This window comes from Arthrobacter paludis, assembly GCF_056782315.1.
In genome coordinates this window covers 180,610-207,139 of record NZ_JBXAEW010000003.1, presented here as the reverse complement: position 1 = coordinate 207,139, position 26,530 = coordinate 180,610, and the positions used below count along the sequence as shown (strand labels likewise).

23 protein-coding genes and 1 tRNA gene are annotated in these 26,530 nt (G+C 74.4%); 15 read left to right on the top strand and 9 right to left on the bottom strand.

The genetic code is table 11. The annotated features are described in order from the left end of the window. The first annotated feature begins 19 nt into the window (after window positions 1-19). Genes AC1Q5D_RS03775 through AC1Q5D_RS03765 form a run of 3 tightly spaced genes read left to right on the top strand, consistent with a single transcriptional unit; the run spans window position 20 to window position 2,752 of the window. Complete coding sequence (locus AC1Q5D_RS03775) at window positions 20-1,066, top strand: metal ABC transporter solute-binding protein, Zn/Mn family (RefSeq protein ID WP_481737230.1); 1,047 nt, start codon at window positions 20-22, stop codon at window positions 1,064-1,066. After that, the gene (locus AC1Q5D_RS03770; protein WP_481737229.1) at window positions 1,038-1,874 is read left to right on the top strand and encodes a metal ABC transporter ATP-binding protein; all 837 of its coding nucleotides are present in this window, start codon (window positions 1,038-1,040) and stop codon (window positions 1,872-1,874) included. Before AC1Q5D_RS03775 ends, AC1Q5D_RS03770 begins: the two co-directional genes overlap by 29 nt. Then, entirely contained in the window at window positions 1,874-2,752 is an 879-nt protein-coding gene (locus AC1Q5D_RS03765; RefSeq protein ID WP_481737228.1) for a metal ABC transporter permease, read from the top strand. Before AC1Q5D_RS03770 ends, AC1Q5D_RS03765 begins: the two co-directional genes overlap by 1 nt. A gap of 10 nt (window positions 2,753-2,762) precedes the next feature. Here the strand turns inward: AC1Q5D_RS03765 and AC1Q5D_RS03760 are convergent, their stop codons facing one another. Further along, the gene (locus tag AC1Q5D_RS03760) at window positions 2,763-3,167 is read right to left on the bottom strand and encodes a Fur family transcriptional regulator (protein ID WP_481737227.1); all 405 of its coding nucleotides are present in this window, start codon (window positions 3,165-3,167) and stop codon (window positions 2,763-2,765) included. A 109-nt stretch (window positions 3,168-3,276) separates the two neighbouring features. Between AC1Q5D_RS03760 and AC1Q5D_RS03755 the strand changes: the two genes are divergently transcribed. The 3 genes from AC1Q5D_RS03755 to AC1Q5D_RS03745 all read left to right on the top strand — a co-directional run bounded on the left by AC1Q5D_RS03755 (window position 3,277) and on the right by AC1Q5D_RS03745 (window position 5,290). Beyond that, entirely contained in the window at window positions 3,277-3,945 is a 669-nt protein-coding gene (locus tag AC1Q5D_RS03755) for an MBL fold metallo-hydrolase (RefSeq protein ID WP_481737226.1), read from the top strand. 100 nt (window positions 3,946-4,045) lie between these two features. Then, complete coding sequence (locus AC1Q5D_RS03750; protein WP_481737313.1) at window positions 4,046-4,819, top strand: sulfurtransferase; 774 nt, start codon at window positions 4,046-4,048, stop codon at window positions 4,817-4,819. A 42-nt stretch (window positions 4,820-4,861) separates the two neighbouring features. Continuing rightward, complete coding sequence (locus AC1Q5D_RS03745; RefSeq protein ID WP_481737225.1) at window positions 4,862-5,290, top strand: HIT family protein; 429 nt, start codon at window positions 4,862-4,864, stop codon at window positions 5,288-5,290. Between the two features lie 47 nt (window positions 5,291-5,337). Here AC1Q5D_RS03745 and hrpA read toward each other — a convergent pair whose 3' ends face one another. Then, window positions 5,338-9,360 carry an ATP-dependent RNA helicase HrpA gene (gene hrpA, locus AC1Q5D_RS03740; RefSeq protein WP_481737224.1) on the bottom strand — a complete coding sequence of 1,341 codons (4,023 nt, stop codon included), beginning with the start codon at window positions 9,358-9,360 and terminating at the stop codon, window positions 5,338-5,340. A gap of 260 nt (window positions 9,361-9,620) precedes the next feature. Here hrpA and AC1Q5D_RS03735 point away from each other — a divergent pair, with 260 nt between their 5' ends. The 3 genes from AC1Q5D_RS03735 (at window position 9,621) to AC1Q5D_RS03725 (ending at window position 12,423) form a co-directional block, all read left to right on the top strand. Beyond that, complete coding sequence (locus tag AC1Q5D_RS03735; protein WP_481737223.1) at window positions 9,621-10,616, top strand: ABC transporter substrate-binding protein; 996 nt, start codon at window positions 9,621-9,623, stop codon at window positions 10,614-10,616. 96 nt (window positions 10,617-10,712) lie between these two features. Further along, a complete protein-coding gene (locus AC1Q5D_RS03730) occupies window positions 10,713-11,633 on the top strand; it encodes an ABC transporter permease (RefSeq protein WP_481737222.1) in 921 nt (306 codons plus the stop codon). A 1-nt stretch (window position 11,634) separates the two neighbouring features. Next, window positions 11,635-12,423, top strand: a complete 789-nt coding sequence (locus AC1Q5D_RS03725) for an ABC transporter ATP-binding protein (RefSeq protein WP_481737221.1) — start codon at window positions 11,635-11,637, stop codon at window positions 12,421-12,423. Window positions 12,424-12,469: 46 nt separating this feature from the next. On the opposite strand, the gene AC1Q5D_RS03720 is transcribed toward AC1Q5D_RS03725, so the two are convergent. The 7 genes from AC1Q5D_RS03720 to AC1Q5D_RS03690 all read right to left on the bottom strand — a co-directional run bounded on the left by AC1Q5D_RS03720 (window position 12,470) and on the right by AC1Q5D_RS03690 (window position 17,427). Beyond that, on the bottom strand, window positions 12,470-12,838 hold the full coding sequence (locus AC1Q5D_RS03720; RefSeq protein ID WP_481737220.1) for a CHY zinc finger protein: 369 nt from the start codon (window positions 12,836-12,838) through the stop codon (window positions 12,470-12,472). Continuing rightward, a complete protein-coding gene (locus AC1Q5D_RS03715) occupies window positions 12,835-13,431 on the bottom strand; it encodes a CbiQ family ECF transporter T component (RefSeq protein ID WP_481737219.1) in 597 nt (198 codons plus the stop codon). The genes AC1Q5D_RS03720 and AC1Q5D_RS03715 overlap by 4 nt, the downstream gene beginning before the upstream one ends. Beyond that, window positions 13,425-14,111, bottom strand: a complete 687-nt coding sequence (locus tag AC1Q5D_RS03710) for an energy-coupling factor ABC transporter ATP-binding protein (protein WP_481737218.1) — start codon at window positions 14,109-14,111, stop codon at window positions 13,425-13,427. Before AC1Q5D_RS03710 ends, AC1Q5D_RS03715 begins: the two co-directional genes overlap by 7 nt. Further along, complete coding sequence (locus tag AC1Q5D_RS03705; protein ID WP_481737217.1) at window positions 14,108-15,241, bottom strand: thiolase family protein; 1,134 nt, start codon at window positions 15,239-15,241, stop codon at window positions 14,108-14,110. The genes AC1Q5D_RS03710 and AC1Q5D_RS03705 overlap by 4 nt, the downstream gene beginning before the upstream one ends. Beyond that, a complete protein-coding gene (locus tag AC1Q5D_RS03700) occupies window positions 15,234-16,475 on the bottom strand; it encodes an AMP-binding enzyme (protein ID WP_481737216.1) in 1,242 nt (413 codons plus the stop codon). Before AC1Q5D_RS03700 ends, AC1Q5D_RS03705 begins: the two co-directional genes overlap by 8 nt. Further along, a complete protein-coding gene (locus tag AC1Q5D_RS03695; RefSeq protein WP_481737215.1) occupies window positions 16,472-17,134 on the bottom strand; it encodes a biotin transporter BioY in 663 nt (220 codons plus the stop codon). The genes AC1Q5D_RS03700 and AC1Q5D_RS03695 overlap by 4 nt, the downstream gene beginning before the upstream one ends. Before the next feature lie 217 nt (window positions 17,135-17,351). Continuing rightward, window positions 17,352-17,427: transfer RNA gene (locus AC1Q5D_RS03690), tRNA-Arg, on the bottom strand. Between the two features lie 126 nt (window positions 17,428-17,553). On the opposite strand from AC1Q5D_RS03690, the gene argS reads away from it, so the two are divergent. The 6 genes from argS (at window position 17,554) to rho (ending at window position 26,455) form a co-directional block, all read left to right on the top strand. After that, on the top strand, window positions 17,554-19,197 hold the full coding sequence (argS, locus tag AC1Q5D_RS03685; protein WP_481737214.1) for an arginine--tRNA ligase: 1,644 nt from the start codon (window positions 17,554-17,556) through the stop codon (window positions 19,195-19,197). Window positions 19,198-19,200: 3 nt separating this feature from the next. Further along, on the top strand, window positions 19,201-20,658 hold the full coding sequence (lysA, locus tag AC1Q5D_RS03680; RefSeq protein WP_481737213.1) for a diaminopimelate decarboxylase: 1,458 nt from the start codon (window positions 19,201-19,203) through the stop codon (window positions 20,656-20,658). A 2-nt stretch (window positions 20,659-20,660) separates the two neighbouring features. Next, window positions 20,661-21,950, top strand: coding sequence for a homoserine dehydrogenase (locus tag AC1Q5D_RS03675; protein WP_481737212.1), 1,290 nt, complete (start codon window positions 20,661-20,663; stop codon window positions 21,948-21,950). After that, window positions 21,951-23,051 carry a threonine synthase gene (gene thrC, locus AC1Q5D_RS03670; protein WP_481737211.1) on the top strand — a complete coding sequence of 367 codons (1,101 nt, stop codon included), beginning with the start codon at window positions 21,951-21,953 and terminating at the stop codon, window positions 23,049-23,051. It abuts the gene before it with no gap. A 26-nt stretch (window positions 23,052-23,077) separates the two neighbouring features. Next, the gene (gene thrB, locus AC1Q5D_RS03665) at window positions 23,078-24,034 is read left to right on the top strand and encodes a homoserine kinase (RefSeq protein ID WP_481737210.1); all 957 of its coding nucleotides are present in this window, start codon (window positions 23,078-23,080) and stop codon (window positions 24,032-24,034) included. A gap of 318 nt (window positions 24,035-24,352) precedes the next feature. Further along, the gene (gene rho / locus AC1Q5D_RS03660; protein WP_481737209.1) at window positions 24,353-26,455 is read left to right on the top strand and encodes a transcription termination factor Rho; all 2,103 of its coding nucleotides are present in this window, start codon (window positions 24,353-24,355) and stop codon (window positions 26,453-26,455) included. Window positions 26,456-26,530 lie beyond the last annotated feature (75 nt).

Genomic DNA, 26,530 nt, shown 5'->3' with positions numbered 1-26,530 from the left:
CGACCCCGAAAGGCCCCCCATGCCCCGCCCCGCCCTGCCGCTCCTGCTCCTGGCCACCGCCGTGGCCGCCTCGGCCTGCGGCTCGCCCGCGGGCGGGCAGGAGGACGACGGCGGGGCCCTGGAGGTGGTCGCGTCGACCAGCGTCTACGCCGACGTGGTGGAGGCCGTGGGCGGGGACCAGGTCGAGGTCGACGCCATCATCGACAAGACGTCCCAGGACCCGCACTCCTACGAGGCGACGGCGCAGGACAAGCTGGCGCTGTCCAAGGCCGACCTGGCCGTCTACAACGGCGGCGGGTACGACGTCTTCATCGAGCAGCTCGCGGGCGACCTGGAGCTGGGGCCGGACCGGCTCCTCGCGGCCGTGGACCACGCGGAGGCCGGACACGCGGGCGACGGCGGGGACGCCCGGCCCGCAGAGTCCCACCCCGGGGAGACCCACCCCGGGGAGTCCCACCCCGGGGAGGCCCAGCCCGAGGACGCCCACACGGGAGAGGACGCTCACGCGGGGGAGGACGCTCACGCGGGCCACGACCACGCCGCCGGCAACGAGCACGTCTGGTATGACGTGCACACCATGGGCGCCCTGGCCGGAGCGGTCGCTGAACGCCTCGGCGAGCTGCGCCCCGAGGCCGCCGCGGAGTTCGACGCCAACGCCGCGGAGTTCACGGCGGAGGTCGACGGCCTGGCCGGGCGGCTCGACGCCCTCGCGGCCGACGCCGGCGGCCGGAAGTTCGCGATGACCGAACCCGTGCCCTACTACCTCCTGGTCGAGGCCGGCCTGGTGGACGGGACCCCGGAGGGGTTCAGCGCGGCCATCGAGTCCGGCTCGGACGCCCCGCCCGCCCTCGTGAAGGAGCTGAACGACGCCCTGGCCGGCAGCGAACTCGCGCTGCTCGCGTTCAACCCCCAGACCTCCGGCCCCCAGACCGAGGCGATCGCCCGTTCGGCCGAGGAGGCCGGCGTGCCGGTCGTCGAGTTCACGGAGACCCTGCCGGAGGGCCAGGACTACGTGTCCTGGATGGGGTCCAACGTCGATGCCCTGGAGACCGCCCTTGGACGCTAGCCACCCGGCCGTCAGCCTGCGCAACGCCGGCCTCGCCTTCGGGGACCGCCGCCTCTGGCACGGCCTGGACGTGGACGTGCGGCCGGGCGAGTTCCTCGCCGTCCTCGGCCCCAACGGCTCCGGCAAGACGACGCTGCTCCGCGTGCTGCTCGGCCTGCAGGAGCTCAGCGAGGGCACCGTGGAGGTCGCCGGCCGGCCCGCCACGCGCGGGTCGCGGCTGATCGGCACCATCCCGCAGCAGCGGGCGCTGCCGGAGGGCACGCCGTTGCGGGCCCGCGACCTCGTCGCGCTGGGCCTGGATGGGCACCGCTGGGGCATCCGGCTGCGCGGCCGCCGCGCGCTGGAGCGCCGGGTCGACGAGCTGCTCGAGCTGGTGGGCGCCGGTGGCTACGCGGACCGGCCCGTCGGGCTGCTCTCCGGCGGCGAGCAGCAGCGCCTGCGCGCCGCGCAGGCCCTCGCCGACGACCCGCGCCTGCTGCTCTGCGACGAGCCCCTGCTGTCCCTGGACCTGAACCACCAGCAGGCCGTCTCCGCCCTGATCCACCGGCAGGCCGCCGAGCGCGGCGCCGCCGTCGTCTTCGTCACCCACGAGATCAACCCCGTCCTGCAATACGTCGACCGCGTCCTGTACCTGGCCGGGGGGCGGTTCCACATCGGCACCCCGGACGAGGTCATGACGTCCGAGGTGCTCAGCGACCTGTACGGGGCGCCCGTCGAGGTGTTCCGCAGCGGCGGGCGGATCGTCGTCGTCGGCATCCCGGAGACGCTCGAGCACCACCACGGGGACGACGAGGCGGGGGAGGCCTGATGGAAACGCGCGAGATCCTGGACACCGTCTTCACGTTCGAGAACTACGGGGAGCTGTTGCCGCTGGTGGCCAATTCCCTCTGGGCCGGGGCGCTGCTGGGCCTGGTCGGCGGGCTCGTCGGCGTCTTCGTGATGATGCGGAACATGGCGTTCGCCGTCCACGGCATCGCGGAGCTGAGCTTCGCCGGCGCGGCGTTCGCGCTGCTGGTCGGGGCCAACGTCGTGTTCGGGTCCCTCCTCGGGTCCGTGCTGGCGTCGCTGATGCTGGGCCTGATGGGCTCGCGGGCCACGGACCGGAACTCGATCATCGGCGTGCTGATGCCGTTCGGGCTGGGCCTCGGCATCCTGTTCCTGGCCCTCTACGAGGGCCGCAGCGCGAACAAGTTCGGCCTGCTCACGGGGCAGATCGTCGCCGTCGACGACGTGCAGCTCGGCCTCCTGGCCGGGTGCGCCGCCGTCGTCCTCGCGGGCCTGGTGGCGATCTGGCGGCCGCTGGCGTTCGTCAGCGTCGACCCCACCGTGGCCGCGGCGCGCGGCGTGCCGGCCGGCCGGCTCTCGGTGGTCTTCATGGTGCTGTTGGGCCTCGCCGTGGCCCTGTCGATCCAGGTGGTGGGGGCGCTGCTCGTGCTGAGCCTGCTGATCACCCCGGCCGCGGCCGCGCTGCGCGTCTCCGCCCGCCCGGGCGTGACGGTGGCGCTGTCCGTCGCGTTCGCGATGGCCAGCGTGGTGGGCGGGATCCTCCTGGCCCTCGCGGGGCGGCTGCCGATCAGCCCCTACGTCACCACGATCTCGTTCGCGATCTACCTCGTGTGCCGGCTGGTCGGGCGGCAGCGCCGCCGGTCCGGGCACGGAACCCCCGTCCGCGCGGGCGCGGCGTAGCGCGGGGGCGTCAGAGCCCCGTGCCCGAGCACGCCGGGCAGAGTCCGTAGATCTCCACGGTGTGGGTCGGCTCGGTGAACCCGTGCTGGGCGGCGACGCGCGCGGCCCAGGTTTCGACGGCGGGGGCCTCCACCTCCACGCCCTTGCCGCACCGACGGCACACGAGGTGGTGGTGGTGGTGCTCCGCCTCGCAGCGGCGGTACGACGCCTCGCCCTCGGCGGTCGGCACGGAGTCCACGAGCCCGTCGTCGGTGAGGGACTGCAGGATGCGGTAGACCGTCGCCAGGGAGACCTTGTCCCCGCGGTCCTGGAGCAGGCGGTGCAGCTCCTGGGCGGTGACGAAGTCGTCGATGTCGCGCAGCGCGGCCTCCAGGGCAATCCGCTGGCGCGTGACGCGCTTGGCGGGGGCGGTCATGCGGGGCGCTCCTCGGGCTCGACGGGATCCGGCCGCGCCGTGCGGCCGGTGGTCCAGCCTACCAGCGGGACGCTGGCGGCCGGGCCTCCCCGGACGTAGGGTCGGGTCCATGAGGCTCACGAAACACGGCCATTCCTGCGTCCGGCTCGAGCGGGGCGGCCGGGTCCTCGTCATCGACCCGGGCACGCTCACGGACACGGGGGCGGCGCTGGCCGGCGCCGAGGCCATCCTGGTCACGCACGGCCACCCCGACCACATCGACGCCGACGCCGTGCTGCCCGTGCTGTCCCGGACGGCGGGCCTGCACCTGCACGCGCCCGCGGCCGTCGCGGACGAGCTCGCCCGGCACCCGGCTGCGGCCGGCGCCGGCGACCGCATCCACGCGATCGGCCCCGGTGCCCACGCGCACGTCGCGGGCTTCGACGTCCGGGCATTCGGCGGGCAGCACGCCCTGATCCACCCGGAGATCCCCGTCGTGCCCAACCTCGGCTACCTCGTGGAGGGCGTCTACCACCCCGGCGACTCGTTCACGGTCCCGCACGGCGCCGACGTGGACACGCTGCTCGTGCCCCTGCACGCGCCCTGGTCCAAAACGGCGGAGGTGATCGACTTCGTCGTCGCGGTCCGGGCGGCCCACGCCCACCCGATCCACGACGGGCTCCTCAACGAGCAGGGGCTGCCGATCGTCGAGAAGCACGTCGAGCGGTTCGCCGGCCTGCACGGGACGCGCTACCGCAGGCTCGAGGTCGGCGAGTCGGCCGAGGCCGGCGGGCGGTGAGCCGGGCTCGGACGGTGGCGCGCGAGGACGTGCTCGTCGACGCGGCCGCCCTGCGCCGGCGCCTGGCTGCCGGGGAGCCGACGGTCCTGCTCGACGTGCGCTGGCGCCTCGGCGATCCCACGGGCACCGCGACTACCTGGCCGGGCACCTGCCGGGCGCGGTCTTCGTCGACCTGGAGCGCGAGCTCGCCGGGCCGCCCGGGCCCGGCACCGGACGCCACCCCCTGCCGGAGCGGGCGGCGTTCGCCGCGGCCGCGGCCGGGTGGGGCGTGCGCCCGGGCGCCCTGGCGGTCGCGTACGACGACGCCGGCGGCACGGCCGCGGCGCGCGCCTGGTGGCTCCTGCGCCACGCCGGCGTGCCGGCCGTGCTGCTCGACGGCGGACTCGCCGCATGGCGCGATGCCGGCGGGCGGCTCGAGGCCGGCCCGGGGACGGTGCCGGCAGGCGGGCAGGAGCCCGCGGACTGGGGACACATGCCCGTGGTGGATGCCGACGGCGCCGCGGCCTGGCCGGAGGCCGGCATCCTCTTGGACGCCCGGGCCCCGGAACGCTACCGCGGGGACCACGAGCCCGTGGACCCGCGCGCCGGGCACATCCCGGGCGCCGCCAGCCTCCCGACCGCCGGGAACCTGGACGGCGGCGGACGCTTCCTGGCGCCGGACGCCCTCGCCGCGCGGTTCGCCGCCGCCGGGGTTTCCGCCCGGCGACCCACCGCCGTCTACTGCGGTTCCGGGATCACCGCTGCGCACCAGGTGGCGGCCCTGGCCGCCGCCGGATTCGGCGCGGCCCTCTACCCGGGCTCCTGGTCCGAGTGGTGCGCCGACCCGGACCGGCCCGCCGCCACCGGCCCCGGCGGCGGGGGCGCGGTGGGGTAGGTTCGGGGCAGACCCGCCGCGCGAGAGGAAGGACACCACGGCATGAGCACGCTGTTCACCAAGATCATCGAGGGCGAGCTGCCCGGGCGCTTCGTGTGGAAGGACGACGACGTCGTCGCGTTCCTCAGCATCGGCCCGCTGACCGACGGGCACACGCTCGTCGTGCCGCGCCGCGAGGTCGACCGCTGGACCGAGGCGGACCCCGCCCTCGTCGGCCGCCTCGTCGAGGTCGCCCGGCTCATCGGGGCCGCGCAGGTCGAGGCGTTCGGCGCGGAGCGGGCCGGGCTCATGGTCGCCGGGTTCGAGGTGCCCCACCTGCACGTTCACGTCTGGCCCACGAACTCGCTGGCCGACTTCGATCTGTCGCGGGCCGACCACGACGCGGACGCGGCCCGGCTGGACCGCAACGCCGAAACGCTGCGGGAGGCCCTGCGGACGGCCGGCCACGGCGACCGCGTCCCGGACGCGTAAGGCGCCCCCGCGGCCCCCGCGGCGCGGTCGCCTGACCGCCGCGGGCCCTACGCTGCCGCCTCCCGCAGCGCGGTGCGGATCCGCTTCTCCGAGACGGAAAACGCCGTGCCCAGCTCCTGGGCGAACAGGCTCACGCGGTACTCCTCGAGCATCCACTTCACGCGGGCCAGGGCCGCCGGCGTGCGCACCCCCTCCGGCAGGGCTTCCAGGGCGGCGTCGTACGCGTCCTCGAGCCCCTGCACCGAGAGCATCGCCGGATGGTCGCGGCCCACCTGGCCGGCCTCCAGCCTGTCCATGCGCCGCTCGATCGCCGCGAGGTAGCGCGGCAGGTGCTCCAGCTGTCCCGCGCCGGTCGCCGCCACGAACCCCGGGTACACCAGCTGCCCGAGCTGGGCGCGGATGTCCGAGGCCGCGTGCGCGAGCGCCAGCGAATTCATGCGCTTGAGCCGCCGCTCCACGCTCCGGGCCGCCGACAGGACGCGCTCGACCGTGGCCGTGACGGAGAAGACCGTGTCGATCAGCTCCGCGCGGACGGTCTCGTAGAGGGCGTCGAAGCCTGCCTTCGTGAACGGCGGCTCGGCGGGGACGAGCCGGTCGACGGCGGCGTGCGCGCAGTCGGCGACCAGCGACTCGACCGACCCGTGCGGGTTCTGCATGAAGACCAGCTTCTCCTTGTTGTTCAGGTGCTCCAGCACGTAGCGCGTGGGGGAGGGCACCTTGAGCAGCAGCAGGCGCACGACGCCGGAGCGGTGCGCCGCCAGCTGCTCGCCCGGGTTCCGGAACACGGTCAGGGAGACGTCGGCGCCCCGGTCCACGAGCGCCGGGTGGGCCGTGACGCGCTGTCCGGCGAGGTCCGTCGAGACGGTCCGCTCGATCGTGCCGCCGTCGCCGAGGTCGGCCGGCCAGTCGACGAGGTGGTCGCGTTGCCAGGGGTTCGCCGCCGCGCCGGCCCGGCCGCCGGCGGCCGACGTCGGGCGCCCCGGGCGGCCGCCGTCGCGCCCTCCAGCGTCGCGCCCGGCGCCGCGGCCGGCCCGGCCGCCGCCCCGCGGGGGCGCCGGGACGCCCGGCAGGCCGGCGACGAGCTTCTCCCCGCCGGGTCCGAGCGAGGCGGCCAGCGCCGCCCGGTTCTGCGGGGCCAGCCGCTCCTGCAGGGCGGGCAGGTCCTTGGACTCCCCGAGGACCTTGGCGCCCGGATCCACGACCTCGAACGTGGGCAGCAGGTACCCGGGCACCGCGGCCCAGTTCCAGGCCCCCTCCGGGACGATCTCCCCGCGCAGCCGGCGCAGCGCCAGCGCCAGGGACGGTTCGAGGCCGTCCTCCGCCGGGTTGAAGTCGGACTCCAGGACGGCGACGGCCTGGCGGGCGACGTCCGGGGCCGGGACGAAGTTCTTGCGCACCTGCTTGGGCAGCGACTTGATCAGCGCCGTCGCCAGTTCCGCGCGCAGCCCCGGGATCTGCCACTTGAAGCGCTCCGGGTCCAGCTGATTCAGGAACACGATCGGCACCCGGACGGTCACGCCGTCGGCGTCGCCCGCCGGGTCGTACTCGTAGCGCAGGTCCAGCTCGAGGGAACCGTGCCGCCACGTGCGCGGGTAGGCGGACTCGTCCAGCTGGTCCGCTTCGGCCTGGAGCAGGGCGTCCGGGTCGAAGTCCAGCAGGCCGGGCTCGGACCGGCGCGCCTTGCCCCACCAGCGGTCGAAGTGCCGCTCGGAGACGATCCCCTCCGGCAGGCGCTCGTCGTAGAACGCGAAGAGGTCCTCGTCGCTGGCGCGCAGGTCCCGGCGCCGCATCCGCGTCTCGAGCTCCTCGACCTCGGCGAGCAGCTGGCGGTTGCGGTGGAAGAACTTGTGGTGTGTGCGCCAGTCGCCCTCGACGAGGGCGTGCCGGATGAACAGCTCGCGCGCCAGCACGGGGTCGACGCGCCCGTACTGGATCCGGCGCTGCGGGACGACGGGCACCCCGAACAGCGTGGCCCGCTCGTAGCCCATGACGGATCCGGACTTGCGCGACCAGTGCGGCTCGGAGTACGTGCGCTTGAGCAGGTCGGGGGCGACCCGCTCCACCCACGCGGGGTCGAAGGCCGCCACGGTCCGCGCCCAGAGCCGGCTGGTCTCCACGAGCTCCGCGGCCATCACGAACTCGGGGTTCTTCTTGAACAGGGCCGAGCCCGGGAAGACCGCGAACCGGGTGCCGCGCGCGCCCGCGTAGTCCCGCTTGCGCTCGTCCCACGCGCCGATGTGGCTGAGCAGGCCCGCGAGCAGGCTCGTGTGGACGGCCTCGTGCAGGCCGACCGGGTCCACGGGGCCGGGGGAGATCGTGATCCCCAGCGGCTTGGCCAGCTGCCGCAGCTGCGTGAAGAGGTCCTGCCACTCCCGCACGCGCAGGTAGTTGATGAACTCGGCCTTGCACAGGCGACGGAACGCCGAGGAGGAGAGCTCCTTCTGCTGCTCGCGCAGGTGCCGCCACAGGTTCAGGTAGCCCGTGAAGTCGGACTTCTCGTCCGCGAACCGGCGGTGCAGCTCGGTGGCCTTCTGCCGCTGGCCCGTCTCCTCGGACGGCCGTTCCCGCGGGTCCTGGATCGTCAGGGCCGCCGCCAGGACCATGACCTCCTTGGCGCAGCCGCGCTCCGCCGCCTCGAGGATCATCCGGCCCAGGCGCACGTCCACGGGCAGCTGCGCCAGGCGCCGGCCGACCTCCGTGATGCCCGCGTCCCCGGCCGGCTTCACGGCGCCCAACTCCCGCAGCAGCGTCACGCCGTCGTTGACGGCCCTGGAGTCCGGGGGCTGCACGAATGGGAAGTCCACGACCTCCTTCGGCGCCCCGACGACCCCCATCGCCGCCATCTGCAGGATCACGGCCGCGAGGTTCGTGCGCAGGATCTCCGGGTCCGTGAACTCCGGGCGGGTCTCGAAGTCCTCCTGCGAGTACAGCCGGATGGCGATGCCGTCCGCGACGCGGCCGCACCGGCCCGAACGCTGGTTGGCGCTGGCCTGGGAGATCCGCTCGATCGGGAGGCGCTGGACCTTGGTGCGGTGGCTGTAGCGGGAGATGCGGGCCGTGCCCGTGTCGACGACGTACCGGATCCCGGGGACGGTCAGCGACGTTTCCGCGACGTTGGTGGCCAGCACGATGCGCCGGTGCGGCCCCGGGTGGAAGACCTTGTGCTGCTCGGCGAGGGAGAGCCGGGCGAACAGCGGGAGGATCTCCGTGCCTGCCAGCCGCCGCTCGCGGGCGACGACGGAGCGCAGCGCGTCGGCCGCGTCGCGGATCTCGCGCTCGCCGGAGAGGAAGACGAGGATGTCCCCGTCCGGCTCGGCCGCGAGCTCCCGGACCGCGTCGCAGATCCCGTCGATGGGGTCGCGGTCCTCCTCCAGCTCGTCGACGTCGGGGTCGTCCGGGTCCACCCCGTGCGGAAGGCTCAGGGGGCGGTACCGGATCTCCACCGGGTAGGTGCGGCCGGAGACCTCGATGACGGGGGCGGGGACGACGGCGCCGCCCCCCTCGGCCGGGACCGCGCCCTCGTCGCCGGGCCCGGCCGGCGTGCCGAAGTGGCGCGCGAAGCGGTCCGGGTCGATCGTGGCGGACGTGATGACCAGGCGCAGGTCCGGACGCCGCGGCAGGATCCGCTTGAGGTGCCCCAGGAGCACGTCGATGTTCAGGCTGCGCTCGTGGGCCTCGTCGAGCACGATCGCGCTGTAGCGCTTCAGCAGCCGGTCCCGCTGGATCTCCGCGAGCAGGATGCCGTCCGTCATCAGCTTGATCCGGGTCGCCGCGGACACCTCGCCGGTGAAGCGGACCTGGAAGCCGACCTCCTGGCCGACCGGCGTGTCCAGCTCCTCGGCGATGCGCTCGGCGACGGTGCGCGCCGCGAGCCGGCGGGGCTGGGTGTGCCCGATCGTGCCGCGCTCGCCGTAGCCCATCTCGAGCAGCATCTTCGGCAGCTGCGTCGTCTTCCCGGACCCCGTCTCGCCGGCGACGACGACGACCTGGTGGTCCCTGATCGCCGCCATGATGTCGTCGCGGCGGCCGCTGACGGGAAGGGCCTCGGGGTATGCGATCGTCACAGCCATGGTGGCCCCATCCTACTTGGGCCGGGCAGGTGGTCCGGTGTACGGATGAGGTCCCGGGGCCCCCTCCGGCGGCCGGTGCGTCTGCGAAGGATCACGAATCGCTATCGGATGTCCAGCCCGGGCCGGAATGGATCGACATTGTGACATGACTCACGGGTAGTATCGAGGTGCCTGCGGGTCATCGCTTCGTCTTGGGGGGATCCGCGGCCGGACGGCCCGGAGTGGCCGGCCCACACGCGCCCGTTCTTGAAAGGACCACCATGAAACTCACCACAGGGGCCCGCCTCGCCGCCGGCCTGACGGCCACCACCCTGCTGGCCACGGCCTGCGCCGGGGGCGGCGGGGGCGAGGGCGGCGGCTCGGAGCCCGCCGCGGAGGGGCCCGTGGACATCGGCATCACGCAGATCGTGAGCCACCCGTCCCTCAACGCCACCGTCACCGGCTTCAAGGCCGCCCTCGAGGAGGCCGGCGTCGAGGCGAACTACGACGAGCAGAACGCCCAGGGCGACCAGGGCACCGCGGCCTCGATCGCGGGCAAGTTCGCGAACGACGACCTGGACCTCGTCCTGGCCGTTGCGACGCCCACCGCCCAGGCCGCGGTCCAGGCCATCCAGGACACCCCCGTGCTCTTCTCCGCCGTGACCGACCCCGTCGCGGCGGGCCTCGTGGAGAGCCTGGAGGCCCCGGGAGGCAACGCCACCGGGACCTCGGACCGCAACCCGGTCGCCGAGCAGCTCGCGCTGGTGAAGGAGCTGGACCCGGACGCCAAGAGCGTCGGGATCGTGTACTCCTCCGGCGAGGTCAACTCCACCGTGCAGGTGGAGTGGGCCAAGGAGGCCGCGGCCGAGCTCGGGCTCGAGATCGAGGAGGCGGCCGTCAGCACGTCCAGCGAGGTCCAGCAGGCCGCGCAGTCCCTCGACGTCGACGCCTTCTACGTGCCGACCGACAACAACGTGGTCAGCGCGCTCGAGTCCCTGATCCAGGTCGCCGAGTCGAAGGACATCCTGATGATCTCGGCCGACGGCGAGTCGGTCGAGCGCGGCGCCGTCGCCACGTACGGCCTGAACTACGAGAAGCTGGGCCGGCAGACGGGCGAAATGGCCGTCAAGATCCTCAACGGCGAGGCCGAGCCGGCCACGATGCCCGTGGAGACCGTCACCGAGCCGGAGCTCTACGTCAACCCGGAGGCCGCGAAGCGCATGGGCGTCACCCTGCCGGACGGGTTCGAGGACGGCGCGGACCACGTCGTCGAGTAGCAACACCGCAGCACCCGGGCCGCGGGTGCCGGACCGCCACCGCGGCCCGGCCCCCGCGGCCCGTCCACCCACGAGAAGAAACCAAGGTCCCACCCTATGATTACCGCGGTTGAACTCGGCCTGATCTACGCGGTCATGGCCCTGGGGGTCTACCTGACCTTCCGCATCCTCGACTTCCCCGACCTCACGGTCGACGGCAGCTTCACGACCGGCGGGGGAATCGCCGCCATCTCCATCATCAACGGCATCCCGCCGGTCGGCGCGACCGCGCTCGCCGTCGTGGGCGGCCTGGCCGCCGGCACCATCACCGGCCTGCTCCACACGAAGGGCCGCATCAACGGCCTGTTGGCCGGCATCCTGACGATGATCGCCCTGTACTCCATCAACCTCCGCATCATGGGCCGGGCCAACCTGCCCCTGCTGCGGGAGGACACGCTCATCACCCCGCTGCGCGAATCGGGCCTGCTCGGCACGTGGATCAGCATCGCGGCCCTCCTGGCCGTCGCGCTGGTCGTCAAGTTCGCCATGGACTGGTTCCTGCACACCGACACCGGGCTCGCCATGCAGGCCACCGGCGACAACGAGCAGATGATCCGCTCGTTCGGCGTGAGCACCGACAACCAGAAGATCCTCGGCCTCGCCCTGTCCAACGGCCTGGTCGCCCTCTGCGGGGCGCTCATCACCCAGTACCAGGGCTTCGCCGACATCGGCATGGGCATCGGCCTGATCCTCGCCGGCCTCGCCTCCGTCATCATCGGCCAGGCCATCTTCGGTGCGCGCGTGGTCATGCTCGCCACCCTTGCGGTCGTCCTCGGATCCGTCGTCTACCGCGTCGTGATCCAGCTCGCGCTCGAGGCCGGCCTCGAGCCCAACGACATGAAGCTCGTGTCCGCGGTCCTCGTCGTCCTGGCGCTCGTCCTTCCCCGCTGGAAGGTCTTCCGGCGGCTGGGCCCCCGGCCCGCGAAGGTCGGCCGGTCCACCACGCCGCGCGACGAAACGAAGGAGGCGGCGGCCTAGCATGCTCGACATCACCAACGTCAACAAGACCTTCTTCCCCGGGACCGTCAACGAGCGGCGCGCCCTGCGCGGCATCGACCTGCACCTGGCGCCCGGCGAGTTCACGACCGTGATCGGCTCCAACGGCGCCGGCAAGTCCACGGTGCTGAACATCGTTTCCGGCAAGCTGACGCCGGACACCGGCAGCGTCCGGATCGACGGGACGGACGTCACGAAGCTCCCGGACCACCGCCGGGCGCGCTACATCGGCCGCGTGTTCCAGGACCCGATGGCCGGTTCGGCGCCGAGCATGACTATCGAGCAGAACCTCGCGATGGCCCTCGAGCGGGGCCAGCGCCGGGGCCTCGCCCGCGGCGTCACCGCGGCGAAGCGGGAGCGCTTCCGCGAGGAGTTGAAGTCGCTCGAGCTCGGGCTCGAGGACCGGCTCAAGGCCAAGGTCGGATTGCTCTCCGGCGGCCAGCGGCAGGCCCTGTCCCTGCTCATGGCGACCTTCAGCGGCCCGAAGATCCTCCTGCTGGACGAGCACACCGCCGCGCTGGACCCGCAGCGCGCGGACCTCGTGTCCCGGCTCACCGGCGAGATCGTCGAGCGGCACGGGCTCACGACGCTGATGGTCACGCACAACATGGAGCAGGCCCTGCGCCTGGGCACGCGGCTGATCATGATGCACGACGGCCAGGTGATCCTGGACCTCGACCGCGAGCGCAAGGACTCGATGACGGTGCCGGACCTGCTGCACGAGTTCGAGAAGATCAAGGGCGGCTTCGACGACCGCACGATGCTGCAGTAGCCCTGGCCCCGGAGGGCCCCGCGCCGCCCGGCGCGGGGCCCTCCGGCTATCCGGGGCCTTCCGGCTCTCCGTGGCCTGACGGCTCCCCGGGACCCGGCTCGAAGTAGAGTCCGGCGTGGAGCTTGCAGCGCGGATTGAACGCCGCCGCGCAGTGCGGGCACCCGTCGGCCGCGAGGTAGGCGCCGATGGCCAGCTCCGTCCCGCACACCCCGCACAGCACGGCGTGCTCGGCGCGGTCCCCGAACGGCCAGGGCACGGCCGGGTGCCCGTCGGAGGCCTCGTCGTGGCAGCGGTGGCAGGGGTAGTACTCCCGGCAGCAGTGGAACCGGATCGCGACGACGTCGAGCCGCGTGCGGTAGTGCACGCAGCGGGTCTGCCCGTCCACCACGGGACCCAGCACGCGGGGCCGGCTCACCGCACGCCCCGCGCGGTGAGCGCCTCGCCGAGCTCGTCGGCGTACTTCAGCGACACGACCAGGAACGGGACGGTGAACGCGGCCAGCCCGCCGCGGCCGCCGCGGGCCCGCTGCGCCTCCCGCACGCCGGCCGCCAAACGGCCCAATACGGGCACCGTCGTGAGCGTGACCGTCAGGAGCAGGGCCACCCGCTGTGGGTCGATCCCGAGACGGGCCGCGGGCGCGAGCACCCGCTCGACGGCCGCCAGCAGTTCCGTCACCCGCGTGGTCGTCGCCAGCAGGCCCGCCAGCAGGACGGCCGCCAGCACGCGGGAGGAATTCGCGACGGCGGCCTCCGGCGCCAGGAAGAGCAGCTGCGCCCCGAGCGTGATCACGACGAGCCAGCGCAGCGCAGCGAGCTGGCGCAGCAGCACCCTGGGGCCGAGCGCGGCGATGGCGTGGCCGACCAGGACCGCGCACCACGCCGCGGCCGCTGCCCACCAGGCGGAGGGCAGGAAGGACAGCGCGAGGACGCCCAGGGCCAGGACGAGCGCCTTCGGCCCCGCCGGCATCCGGTGCAGCGGGCCGTTCCCCGGGAGGTAGGCGCTCAGCACGACAGGCTCCGGTCGTAGGCGTCAATGACCCCGTCGGGCCGGCCGACCGCCAGGATCCGCCCCGCCTCGACGAGGACGGCCGCGTCGCAGCGGGCGGCGAGGGCCAGGTCGTGGGTGACCAGCACGAGCCGGTGCGACCCGGCGTCCAGCAAGTGTCCGGCGACCCGCCGCGCATTGCGCGCGTCCAGCAGCGCCGTCGGCTCGTCCGCGACCACCAGCTCGGGCCGGCGCACGAACGCCCCGCACAACGCGAGCAGTTGCTTCTGTCCGCCGGAGAGTTCGTGGGCCGGCCGGTCCGCCAGGCTGAGCAGCCCGAACCGGTCCAGCGCCGCGTCAACGCGCGCCGCGAGCTCCGCCTTGGCGAGCCGCTCGGACCGCAGGGAGAACCCGACGTCCTCGCGGACGGTCGGCATGATGATTTGCGCGTCCGGGTTGCTGAACACGAACGCCGTGCGGCGCCGGAGTTCGCGCGCCTGCCGGACGGGGTCCAGGCCGTGGACGCGCACGGTGCCGGCGGTCGGGGCCACCAGGCCGCCCACGACCCGGGCCAGCGTCGACTTTCCGGAGCCGTTGTCTCCCACGACGGCGATCCGGCGCGCGTCGAGGGCCAGGGTGACGGAGTCCAGCGCCAGCGCCGTGCCGTGGTCGACGCTCACCCGGTCCAGGTCGATGGCGCTCATCGGACCACCTCGAACACGGCGGCGACGCCGAGACCGCCGCCCACCGACGCGGCGGCCAGGCCCAGCGTTCCCGCCGGTGCCCCGCCGGCGACCAGGCGGTGGAAGAGCCGCACGACGCCGATCGCGCCACTGGCGCCCCACGGGTGGCCGAGGGCGAGGGCGCCCCCGTCCGCGCAGACCCGCGGGTCGTCCGCGGGCAGCCCGAGCCGGGACAGCACGCCCAGTACCTGGCTCGCGAAGGCCTCGACGATTTCGAGGGCGGCCAGGTCCTTCACGTCGGCCCCCGCGGCGCGCAGCGCGCTCGCTGCGGCCGGGGCCGCGCCGATTCCGGGCAGGGCGGGATCGCAACCGACCACCGCGTGGGCGCGCAGCGCCAGGCCGGGCACGCCCCCGCCCCGGAGGGCCGCCGGGGCGAGGGCCACCGCGGCGGCGCCGTCGCTGATCCGGCAGGAGTTGCCCGCCGTGACGGTGCCTCCGGGGAACAGCGGGCGGAAGCGCGGCAGCAGGCGCGCGGCGCCGGCGGGGAACTCGTCGGCGTCCAGGCCGGCCAGCGGGACCAGCTCGCCCCGGAAGGCGCCCCGCGCGGCGGCCGCGAGGGCCAGGCGGTGGCTGCGCGCGGCGTAGTCGTCCTGCAGGCGCCGTGGGGTGCCGTCCGCAGCGGCAAGGTCCTGGGCGGCCTCGGGCATTCCGGGGTCGGGCATCCCGGCCGGGACGAAGGGCGCCCGGTCGTAGGCGGCGCCCGCGACGGAGCGCTCGGGGGCCGTGGACGCGCTCTCCGCGCCGCCGGCCAGCCGCAGGCGGGCATCCCCGGCCCGGATCGCTGTGGCCGCCTCGAGGACCGCGGCGAGGCCGCTGCCGCACTGGCGGTCGACGGTCAGCCCGGGGACCCCGGTGCCGAGCCCAGCGCCGAGGGCCGCGACGCGGGCCGGGTTGCCCCCGGGCCCCATGCAGTTGCCGAGGACGACGTCGGCGACCGGTTCGGCGGCACCCAGCGCCGCCTGCGCGTCGTCGAGCACGGCGCGCAGCACGGGCGCGGCGAGCCGGTCCACCGTGATTCCGGCCAGCCCACGGCCCCTGGTGGCGATGGGCGTGCGCCGCGCGGCGACGACGACGGGGTCGCGCTCAGTCAAGGCGCTCCGCCTCCCCGGACAGGACGCGGCGGGCCGCCTCGGCGCGGGCGGGCTTGCCGCTGGCCGTGCGCGGGAGGTCGCCGGTGAACCAGCGCCGGGGACGGTGGGCCGGTGCCAGCCGTTCGCGCGCCGCGCGGCGCAGCGCCGCGGCGGTCGGCGCGGGGCCGCCCGGGCGCGGCTCGACGACGGCGGCGACCACGGTGCCGATCCGCCCGTCGGGCAGGCCGAGCACGAGGACGTCCGCGACCCCGGGCACCGGGCGCAGGGCCGCCTCCACGTCCTCGGGGGCCACGGTGGCCGAGGCCGTGAGGATGGCCCCGTCGGCCCGCCCCAGCAGGCGGATCCTGTCCCCGTCCCAGACGGCCCGGTCGCCGGCCGTGCACCACCCGTCCCCGTCGCCCAAGGGCCGGGGGAGGGGCCGGCCGTCCGTGTCCTCGGCCAGGTACCCGATCGCCGTGAAGGGGGAGCGCACCCAGAGCAGGTCGTCCCGGACCTCGGCCTCCACGCCGGGGAGGGGGTGGTACCCGTCCCCGTCGTCGACCGCGACGAACGAGAGCTCCGCCGCCCCGTAGTAGGCGACGAGCCGGATCCCCAGGTCGTGGGCCCTGTGCCGGAGGGTGGCGTCCACGTCGCTTCCGCCGACCAGGGCGGTCCGCAGTGCGGGCGGCGCCCCGGCGTCGAGCAGCGTGCGCAGCCCGTGCGGCGTCCCGTGGAAGAGCGTCGCGTCGCGGAGGGCGGGACCGCCGGACCCGGCGGGGCCGGAGAGCGCAGGAGCCGGGCCGCCCTCGAGGGCGTGGGCGAGCGAGAACAGCGTCAGCGACGCGGCGGGGGGCGCCGGCAGGGCCACCACGTCGCCGTCCCGGGCGCCGAGGAGCGACGACACGGCGGCGAAGGACGCCGACCAGGAGGCCGCGGAGCGGAGCACGAGCCGCGGCGAGCCGCTGCTGCCGGAGGTGAGCGCGGCCCACCCGGCGCCGGGCTGCGGCGGTGCCTCGGCGCAGAGCCGGTGGACGCGCCGCCACAGCTCGGGCCCCCACCGGTCGTCGCCGACGAGGGGGATGCCGCTGTCGCGGACGGAGCGGAGCCGGTCCAGGAGTCCGGGGCCGCAGGCGGAGGGGCGCAGGGGAACGATCCGGCCCGGGGCCGCGGGGCCGGCGGTGCCGGTGGCGTGGCCCGCCGGCGCGGTGGCGGGGCGGGGCGCGGCGGTGAGGCCTGGGGACGCCTCGGCCGTCACGGGGTGGGGCCGCCGACGGGGCGGGTCGCCGGCGCGTCCGCGGCGGGGCCTGCCGTCGCGGGCGAAGGCGCCGCGGCCGGGGAAGGGGCCGCGGAGGGGGCCGTCGGCCGGCGGAAGGCCCGCGGGTAGGCCCGGGCGAGGGTCGTGGTGATCGCGACGGCGAGCCCGGCCTTGACCAGGTCGCCGGGAATGAACACGAGGCTCTGCAGGGCGGTGGCCTCGAGCGGGAGCCGCGTGACAAACGACTGGACCGGAATGCCGAACGCGTAGACGACCAGGATTCCCCCGAGGAGGACGCCCGCGGCCGTGCGCGCGGCGGTGATCCTGCGGCCCGCGTGCACGACGAGGCCGATCACGAAGGCGCCCGCGACCCAACCGGCGAGGTATCCGGCCGACGGGCCGACGAAGACGCCGACGCCGCCGCGGCCTCCCGAGAGCAGCGGCAGGCCCAGGGCGACGAGCGTGAGCAGCACGGCCATGGACAGCGCGCCGCGCCACGGACCGAGCACGGCCCCGGCCAGCATCACGCCGAGGGTCTGCGCGGTGATCGGCACGGAGCCGAAGACGGCCAGGCCGCCGGGCAGCCCCAGGACGGCGACGATCGCGGCGAAGACGGCGATGCGGGCGAGGTCGGTGGCATCGAGCCGGAGACGGTTCACGGGGGCTCCTCGGGCGGGGCTGGGCGCGGCATTCCGGGTTGAACACCGTTCAGGGGGTGGAGCCAGCGTACCCGGAGCGTGATCCCGCCGACAAGCAGGGGTGATCGTCGTCGCGCCGGCCCGGAGGCGCGTGGGGGGACTCCGGCCCGGGCCGGAAGCGAGAAGAGGCCCCCGGCCGGTTGGCCGGGGACCTCTCGTGGACGGCGGACCGTCCCGGTGGTGCCCTCGATAGGATTCGAACCTACGACTTTCTGCTCCGGAGGCAGACGCTCTATCCCCTGAGCTACGAGGGCGTGCTCGGTGGCCGGTGGCCGCCGTGGGAACAGAGTAGAGCTTAGCAGGACGGGGCCCGTCGACCGCAAACCGGCCCTCCGGGCGCGCCGCCGCGGCGCGCGTTTCGGCGTGGGTATCCTTGTCGGGTGACTCCCGAAGAACTCTCCCAGGCCATTTCCGCCTGCCTGCGCGACGCCGTCGCCGCGGGCGAATTCGCCGTCGAGCTGCCCGAAACGGTGCGCGTGGACCGGCCGAAGAGCCGGGAGCACGGGGACTGGGCCACGAACGTGGCGATGCAGCTGGGCAAGAAGGCCGGCATGGCGCCGCGGGACCTCGCGGCCGTGCTGGCCCGCCGGCTGGGGGAGCTCGACGGCGTCGCCGCCGTCGACATCGCCGGACCCGGCTTCCTGAACATCACCCTGGACACGGCCGCCGCCGGCGGGCTCGCCCGCACCATCGTCGAGGCCGGCGTTGCGTTCGGCACCGGCACCACGCTGGCCGGCACGCGCATCAACCTCGAGTTCGTCTCCGCCAACCCGACCGGCCCGATCCACCTCGGCGGAACCCGCTGGGCCGCCGTCGGCGACGCGCTGGCCCGCGTGTTCGAGGCCCAGGGCGCCCACGTGACCCGCGAGTACTACTTCAACGACCACGGCGCGCAGATCGACCGCTTCGCCCGGTCCCTGCTCGCGAAGGCCGAGGGCAAGCCCACCCCCGAGGACGGGTACGCCGGCGAGTACATCGACGAGATCACCTCCCGGATCCTCGCGGCCGAGCCGGGCATCCTCGGCGTCGTGGACCCGCAGGAGCGCTTCCGCGCGCTCGGCGTGGACATGATGTTCGGCGAGATCAAGCAGTCCCTGCACGACTTCGGCGTCGACTTCGACGTCTACTTCCACGAGGACTCGCTGCACCGCAACGGCCACGTCGAGCGGCTCCTGGAGCAGCTGAAGTCCAGCGGCAGCCTGTACTTCGCCGACGGCGCCTGGTGGCTGCGCTCGTCCGACTTCGGGGACGACAAGGACCGCGTCGTCATCAAGTCCGACGGCGACGCGGCCTACATCGCCGGCGATATCGCCTACATCCAGGACAAGCGCGAGCGCGGCTTCGACCTGAACATCTACATGCTCGGCGCCGACCACCACGGCTACGTCGCCCGCCTGAAGGCGGCCGCCGCCGCGCTGGGCCACGACCCGGACTGCGTCGAGGTCATGATCGGCCAGATGGTCAACCTGGTCCGCGACGGCAAGCCCGTACGCATGTCCAAGCGGGCGGGCACGGTCGTGACCCTCGAGGACCTGGTCGAGGCCGTGGGCGTGGATGCGGCCCGCTACGCGCTGGCCCGCTACTCGTCGGACTCGAACATCGACATCGACCTGGACCTGCTGACCCAGAAGTCCAACGAGAACCCGGTCTTCTACGTGCAGTACGCCCACGCGCGCTCCCACCAGGCGGCCGGGACGGCCGCCGCCCGCGGAGTCGACCGCAGCACCTTCGACGCGTCCCTGCTGACCGACCCCACCGAGAACGAGCTCCTGGCCCTGCTGGCGCAGTACCCGAACCAGGTCGCGGCCGCCGCCGAGCACCGCGAGCCGCACCGCATCGCCCGCTACCTCGAGTCGCTGGCCGGGGCCTACCACCGCTGGTACGGCGCGACGCGCGTCGCCCCGCTGGCCGAGGAGCCCGTCGAGGACGTCAACCGCACGCGCCTGTGGCTCAACGACGCCACGACGCAGGTCCTGGCCAACGGCCTGTCCCTGCTCGGCGTGTCCGCCCCGGAGAGGATGTAGCCGATGCCCGCCTCCCCCCTTGCCCCCGCCTGGCTGGGCTACCCCGAGGACGCGAACGCCCTGCGCCCCGGCCTTTGGGCCGCCGGCGTCGACCGCGCCGGCGACGGCCGGCTGGCCATCCAGGGGATCCCCGTCGACGAACTCGCCGCCACCTACGGCACGCCGCTGTACGTGGTCGACGAGGACGACTTCCGCGCCCGCGCCCGCGCCTTCAAGACCGCGTTCGACGCCGCCTTCGCCGGACTCTGCGGGGGAGTGGACGTCTACTACGCCGGCAAGGCGTTCCTGTCCCTGGACGTCGCCCGCTGGGTGACCGAAGAGGGGCTGCGCGTGGACACGGCCTCGGGCGGGGAACTCGCCGTCGCCCGCCGCGCGGGCGTGGAGCCCGCCCACATCGGCCTCCACGGCAACAACAAGTCCGACGCCGAGATCGGCGAGGCCCTGCGCCTGGGCCTCGGCCGGATCATCGTCGACAGCCTCGACGAGCTCGAGCGCGTCGGCGCCGCCGCCGCGGCCGCCGGCACCCGGGCCAACGTCATGCTCCGGCTCACGCCGGGCGTCCACGCGCACACGCACGAGTTCATCGCCACGGCCCACGAGGACCAGAAGTTCGGTCTTTCGATGGCCGCGCCGGACGCCGGCCCGGCCCAGGCCGACGGCGGCGCCGCCGCGGACGGTTCGCCCGCGGCCGCCGCCGTCGCCCGCGCCCTGGCGCTGGACGCGGTGAACCTGCTCGGCCTGCACTGCCACATCGGCAGCCAGATCTTCGAGCCGGACGGCTTCGCGCTCGCGGCCGAGCGCCTGCTTGGCTTCCTGGCCCGCGTGAGGGACGTCCACGGCGTCGAGTTGCAGGAGCTGGACCTCGGCGGCGGCTACGGGATCGCGTACACGGAGCAGGACGCCCCCCGCGACCCCGCGGAACTCGCCGCGGCGCTGGCCGCCACGGTCGCCGGCGCGGCCGGCCGCCTCGGACTCGCGGTGCCCCGCATCTCGATCGAGCCCGGCCGCGCCATCGCCGGTCCGTCCACGTTCACGCTGTACACCGTGGGCACGTGCAAGACGGTCCAGGTGGACGCCGATGGCGGGGCGCACCCGCGCCGGTACGTCGCCGTGGACGGCGGCATGAGCGACAACGCGCGCCCGGTCCTGTACGACGCGGACTACAGCGCGGCGCTGGCCTCGCGTGTGACGGATTCGGAGCCGATTGTGTCCCGCGTGGTTGGCAAACACTGCGAAAGCGGTGACATAGTCGTGCGGGACGCCTACCTTCCGGGCGACACCGCGGCCGGCGACCTGCTGGCGGTCCCCGCCACCGGAGCCTACTGCTGGGCCCTGTCGAGCAACTACAACTACCTCGGCCGGCCCGCCGTCGTCGCCGTCTCCGGCGGCCGGCACCGGCTGATGATCCGCCGCGAAACGGAAGACGACCTCTTGGCACGCGACATGGGAGCACAGAAGTAGACGTGAAGACACTGAAGGTCGCCCTCCTCGGGGCCGGCAACGTGGGTTCCGAGGTGGCCCGGATCCTCCTCCAGGACCGCGAGTCCCTCGCGGCCCGCACGGGCGCGGAGCTCGTGCTGTCCGGCATCGCCGTCCGCAACCCCGCCGCCCCGCGCCACGCCGGGTTGCCCGCGGAGCTGCTGACTGACGACCCCGAGTCCCTGATCGAGGGCGCGGACATCGTCGTCGAGCTCATGGGCGGGCTCGACCCCGCGGGGCCGCTCGTGCGCCGCGCGCTCGAGCGTGGCGCCAGCGTCGTCACGGGCAACAAGGCGCTCATTGCGGCGGAGGGCGCGCAGCTGCGCCAGGCCGCGGACGCCCACGGGGCGCAGCTCGCCTACGAGGCCGCCGTCGCCGGCGCCATCCCGATCCTGCGGCCCATCATGGACAGCCTGTCCGGGGACCGCATCACCAAGGTGATGGGCATCGTCAACGGCACGACGAACTTCATCCTCGACGAGATGGACACCACCGGCGCCCAGTTCGGCGACGTCCTGGCCGAGGCGCAGCGGCTTGGCTACGCCGAGGCGGACCCGACGGCGGACGTGGCCGGACACGACGCCGCCGCGAAGGCCGCGATCCTGGCCTCCCTCGCGTTCCACGGCGACTTCCCGCTGGAGGAGGTCCACTGCGAGGGGATCCTCTCCATCACGGCCTCCGACATCGCCGCGGCCCGGACCAGCGGGCTCGTCATCAAGCTGCTGGCCGTGGCCGAACGCGTCGGCGACGGCGCGAGCGTGCGCGTCCACCCCACGCTGCTCTCCCGCGACCACCCCCTGGCCGCCGTGCACGGCGCGTTCAACGCCGTCTTCGTCGAAGCGGAGAACGCCGGCCAGCTGATGTTCTACGGCCAGGGGGCCGGCGGCGCGCCGACCGCCAGCGCCGTGGCCGGCGACATCGTCTCCATCGCCCGCCGCCTGGCCACCGGTGCCCCGGCGCCGGCCCAGGCGGGCGCCCGCGGCGCGCTGACCGCGGTGCCGCTGGGGGAGACGGCGACCCGCTACAGCATCGGCCTGAAAGTGTCCGACGAGACCGGCGTGATGGCCCGCATCGCCGCCGTGTTCGCGGACCACGGCGTGTCCATCGAGGCCATGCGCCAGAGCATCGGCGACAACGGCGAGGACGGCAGCGCGTCGCTGCGGTTCATCACGCACGTGGCCCCCGAGTCCGCCCTCGCGGCGACCGTCCGCGACGTGACCGCGCTCGGCGTCGTCACCGAGATCACATCCGTCCTGCGAGTCGAAGGAAACTAAGTGGCCCACCAGTGGCGCGGAGTCATCCGCGAATACGCCGACCGCCTGCCCGTCACCGAGGCCACCCGCGTGGTCACGCTCGGCGAGGGGGGCACGCCCCTCGTGCACGCGCCCGCCCTGTCCGCGCTCACGGGCTCGGAGGTGTACCTCAAGGTCGAGGGCATGAACCCGACCGGATCCTTCAAGGACCGCGGCATGACCATGGCCATCACGGCCGCCGTGGATGCCGGGGCGAAGGCCGTCGTCTGCGCGTCGACGGGCAACACGTCCGCGTCGGCGGCCGCCTACGCAACGCAGGCCGGAATCAAGTGCGCCGTCCTGGTCCCGGACGGCAAGATCGCGATGGGCAAGCTCTCGCAGGCCATCGCCCACGGCGCGGAGCTGCTTCAGGTCGACGGCAACTTCGACAACTGCCTGGACGTCGCCCGCAAGCTCAGCGAGAACTACCCGGTGTTCCTCGTCAACTCCGTGAACCCCGCGCGCATCGAGGGCCAGAAGACGGGTGCGTTCGAGGTCGTCGACGCCCTCGGCGACGCCCCCGACCTGCACCTGCTGCCCGTCGGCAACGCCGGCAACATCACGGCGTACTGGAAGGGCTACAAGGAGTACGCGGAGCCCTACGAGTCCGCCACGGCAGGCACCCTGCCCGCGGTGGCGACGAAGCGCCCCGCCATGTGGGGCTTCCAGGCCGCCGGCGCCGCACCGATCGTCGCCGGGCACCCGATCACGGAGCCGGAGACGGTCGCGACGGCCATCCGCATCGGCAACCCCGCCTCCTGGCAGCAGGCCGAGGCGGCCCGCGACGAGTCCGGGGGCCTGATCGACTCCGTGACCGACGAGGAGATCCTCGAGGCGCACCGCTGGCTCTCCTCCCGCGAGGGCGTCTTCGTCGAGCCGGCCTCCGCCGCCGGCGTCGCCGGGCTGCTCAAGTACCACGCGGCCGGCCGCGTGGCGTCGGGGCTGCGGATCGTCATCACGGTCACCGGCCACGGGCTGAAGGACCCCCAGTGGGCGTTGCGCAACGCCGACGGCTCCGATGTCGAGCCCACCAAGGTGCCGTTCGACGTGGTCGCCGTGGCCGGCGCCCTGGGCCTGTCCTGACCCGGCCGACGATGGGCGCCGACACCATGCACCACACCGCAGCCGACACCGGCCTCCGCGTCGCCGCGGGACAGTCCGTGACCGTCACCGTCCCGGCGACCACCGCGAACCTGGGCCCGGGGTTCGACTGCCTCGGGCTGGCCCTGGGGCTGCGCGACACGCTCCGCGTCCGGACCGTCGAGGCGGCCGGCGTCGAGGTCCGGGTGCGCGGCGAGGGCGCGGAGACGCTGCCCACGGGCGCCACCCACCTGGTGGCGCGGACGATCCTGGCCCGCTGGGATGCGCTCGGCGTGGCCGCGGCCGGGCTGCGCATCGAGGCCGAGAACAGCATTCCGCACGGGCGCGGGCTCGGCTCGTCGGCGGCCGCGATCGTCTCGGCGCTCACCGCCGCCGACGCGCTCCTGCCCGATGGCGCGGCCCCGGCCCACCGCGGGCGGGACGCGGTGTTCCACGAGGCCGCCCGCCTCGAGGGGCACCCGGACAACGTGGCGCCCGCCGTCTACGGCGGACTCACCCTCTCGTGGCAGGAGGGCGTGCGGATGCACACGCACGCCTTGGCCCTGGACCCGGGCGTCGTGCCCGTCGTCGCGGTGCCGAGCACCGAACTCGCGACGCACCGCGCGCGGGCCCTGCTCCCGGCGACCGTCCCGCACGCGACCGCGGCCGCGAACGGGGCCCGCGTGGGCCTGCTCGTGGCGGCGCTGGCGGGGGAGACGGACCTCCTGCTGGAGGGCACCCGCGACTTCCTGCACCAGGGCCAGCGTGCCGAGGCCATGCCCCACAGTGCCGCACTCATCACGGAGCTGCGGTCGCGCGGGCTGGCCGCCGTCGTCTCCGGCGCCGGGCCCACGGTGCTCGTGCTCGCGCGCGGCGAGGCCGAGGCCGAGGCCGCGGTGGCCGCGGCCGGCCAGGCGGGCGGCGGGGACTGGCGTGTCTGGATGCCCGGTGTGGACGCCACGGGTGCTAAGGTGGAAGTGCACTAGAGGCCGGTGCATCCCGGAGGAACCTGCCCGCACCCTGCGGTGCCGGGACCGGGGACTCCGAATCCGAACGCGCATCCCGCCCGCATCGCGGGCCGGTCCGCGCGTCCCATGTCCGGCCTGGTGTTGCGTTCGCATGGACGGGTCCCGATTTCACCGGTCAGGGGCCGCCATTCCACCGCATGGATCGCACGGGGACACGTAGGGCGGCGACGTCCCGCACCCCACGACCACCGGCTCCGCATCTGACGCGGCAGGCCGACCCACACAATCCGCGGCCCGTTCCGACACGGTCCGCCCGACGAGGGGGAAGGAACCTTCGTGACCGAAACCACCAGCCTGACTGAAGGCGTGGAATCCCAGGCCGCTCCGCAGAACGGCGGACTCGCCGGCCTCAAGCTCGCCCAGCTCCAGGCCCTGGCCTCGCAGCTCGGCATCACCGGCGGATCCCGTATGCGCAAGGGCGACCTTGTCGCCGCCATCTCCAGCCACCAGCGCGGGGGTGCGGTTGCGGACCGCCAGCAGCCGGCCGCCGCCGGGAAGCAGAGCGGGAAGCCGGCGGAGCAGCCGGCCGCCGCGGAGGCCCCCGAGGCGGCCGCCCCGGAGAAGGCGCCGCGGACCCGCACCCGTGGCCGCCGCGCCGCGAGCGCCGACGCCGGCGCGCCGGCCGAGGCCACCGCCGCCACCGAGGCCCCGGCCGAGGCCCCGGCCAGCCAGCCCAGCGAGTCCGAGCCTGCGGAGCGGCCCCGGGCCACCCGCGGCCGGCGGCGCCAGGCCGAGGCGGCCCAGGAGAGCCCGAAGGAGCAGTCCGCCGCGGAGACCCGGTCCGACGCGGAAGCCGCCCAGGAGCGCGGCGAGTCCGAGCGCGGCGGCGAGACCGCCGGCCAGTCCGAGCGCAGCGGGCGTTCGCGCCGCGGCCGTTCCCGCCGTTCCGACGACGCCGAGGCCACCGAGCAGCAGGGCGAGGCCCAGCAGGGCGGCCAGCGCGACGGCGGCCAGCGTGAGCAGGGCCAGCGTGATGGCGGCCAGCGCGAGCAGGGCCAGCGCGAGCAGCGCGACGGCGGCCAGCGCGAGCAGGGCCAGCGCGAGCAGCGCGACGGCGGCCAGCGCGAGCAGCGCGACGGGGACCGCAACGAGCGCGGGGGCCGGAACCGCCGCGAGCGCAACCGCAACCGCAACGACCGGAACGACCGCAACGACCGGAACGACCGCCGGCGCGGCCGGAACCGCAACCAGCCCGAGGTCGACGACACGGAGCTGAGCGAGGACGACGTCCTGCTGCCCGTGGCCGGCATTCTGGACGTGCTCGACAACTACGCGTTCGTCCGCACCTCCGGCTACCTGCCCGGCCCGAACGACGTCTACGTCTCGCTGAACCAGGTCAAGCGCCACAACCTGCGCAAGGGCGACGCCGTCGTCGGCGCCATCCGCGCCCCGCGCGACGGCGAGCAGCAGCAGGGCAACTCGCGCCAGAAGTACAACGCGCTCGTCAAGCTGACCACGGTGAACGGCAAGCCGGTCGAGGAGAACAAGGACCGCGTCGAGTTCAACAAGCTCGTGCCGCTCTACCCGTCCGAGCGGCTGCGGCTGGAGACCGAGCCGAAGAAGGTCGGCCCCCGCGTCATCGACCTCGTCGCGCCGATCGGCAAGGGCCAGCGCGGGCTCATCGTCTCCCCGCCCAAGGCGGGCAAGACCCTGATCCTGCAGTCGATCGCCAACGCGATCACGATCAACAACCCCGAGGTCCACCTCATGATGGTGCTCGTCGACGAGCGTCCCGAAGAGGTCACGGACATGCAGCGGACGGTCAAGGGCGAGGTCATCGCGTCGACGTTCGACCGTCCGGCCGACGACCACACCACCGTTGCGGAGCTGGCCATCGAGCGGGCCAAGCGCCTCGTCGAGATGGGCATGGACGTCGTCGTGCTGCTGGACTCCATGACCCGCCTGGGCCGCGCCTACAACCTGGCCGCGCCCGCGTCGGGCCGGATCCTCTCCGGCGGCGTGGACTCGTCCGCGCTGTACCCGCCGAAGCGTTTCTTCGGCGCCGCCCGCAACATCGAGAACGGCGGCTCGCTCACGATCCTGGCCACGGCCCTCGTCGAGACCGGGTCCAAGATGGACGAGGTCATCTTCGAGGAGTTCAAGGGCACCGGCAACATGGAGCTGCGCCTGTCCCGCCAGTTGGCTGACAAGCGCATCTTCCCGGCGGTCGACGTCAACGCGTCGGGCACCCGCCGCGAGGAGAACCTCCTCTCCCAGGACGAGGTCAAGATCATGTGGCGCCTGCGCCGGGTGCTCTCCGGCCTGGAGCAGCAGCAGGCCCTGGAGCTGCTCACGAACAAGATCCGCGACACGCAGTCGAACGCGGAGTTCCTGATGCTGGTCAACAAGACCACCCTGGGCTCCAAGAACGACGGCTAGCGGCCGTAGGCGCCCGGGGGGGGGCCAAACAGTCCCCCTCCGGGGTCCCGCCCTTCCCGCCCCCGCTGGGCCCCG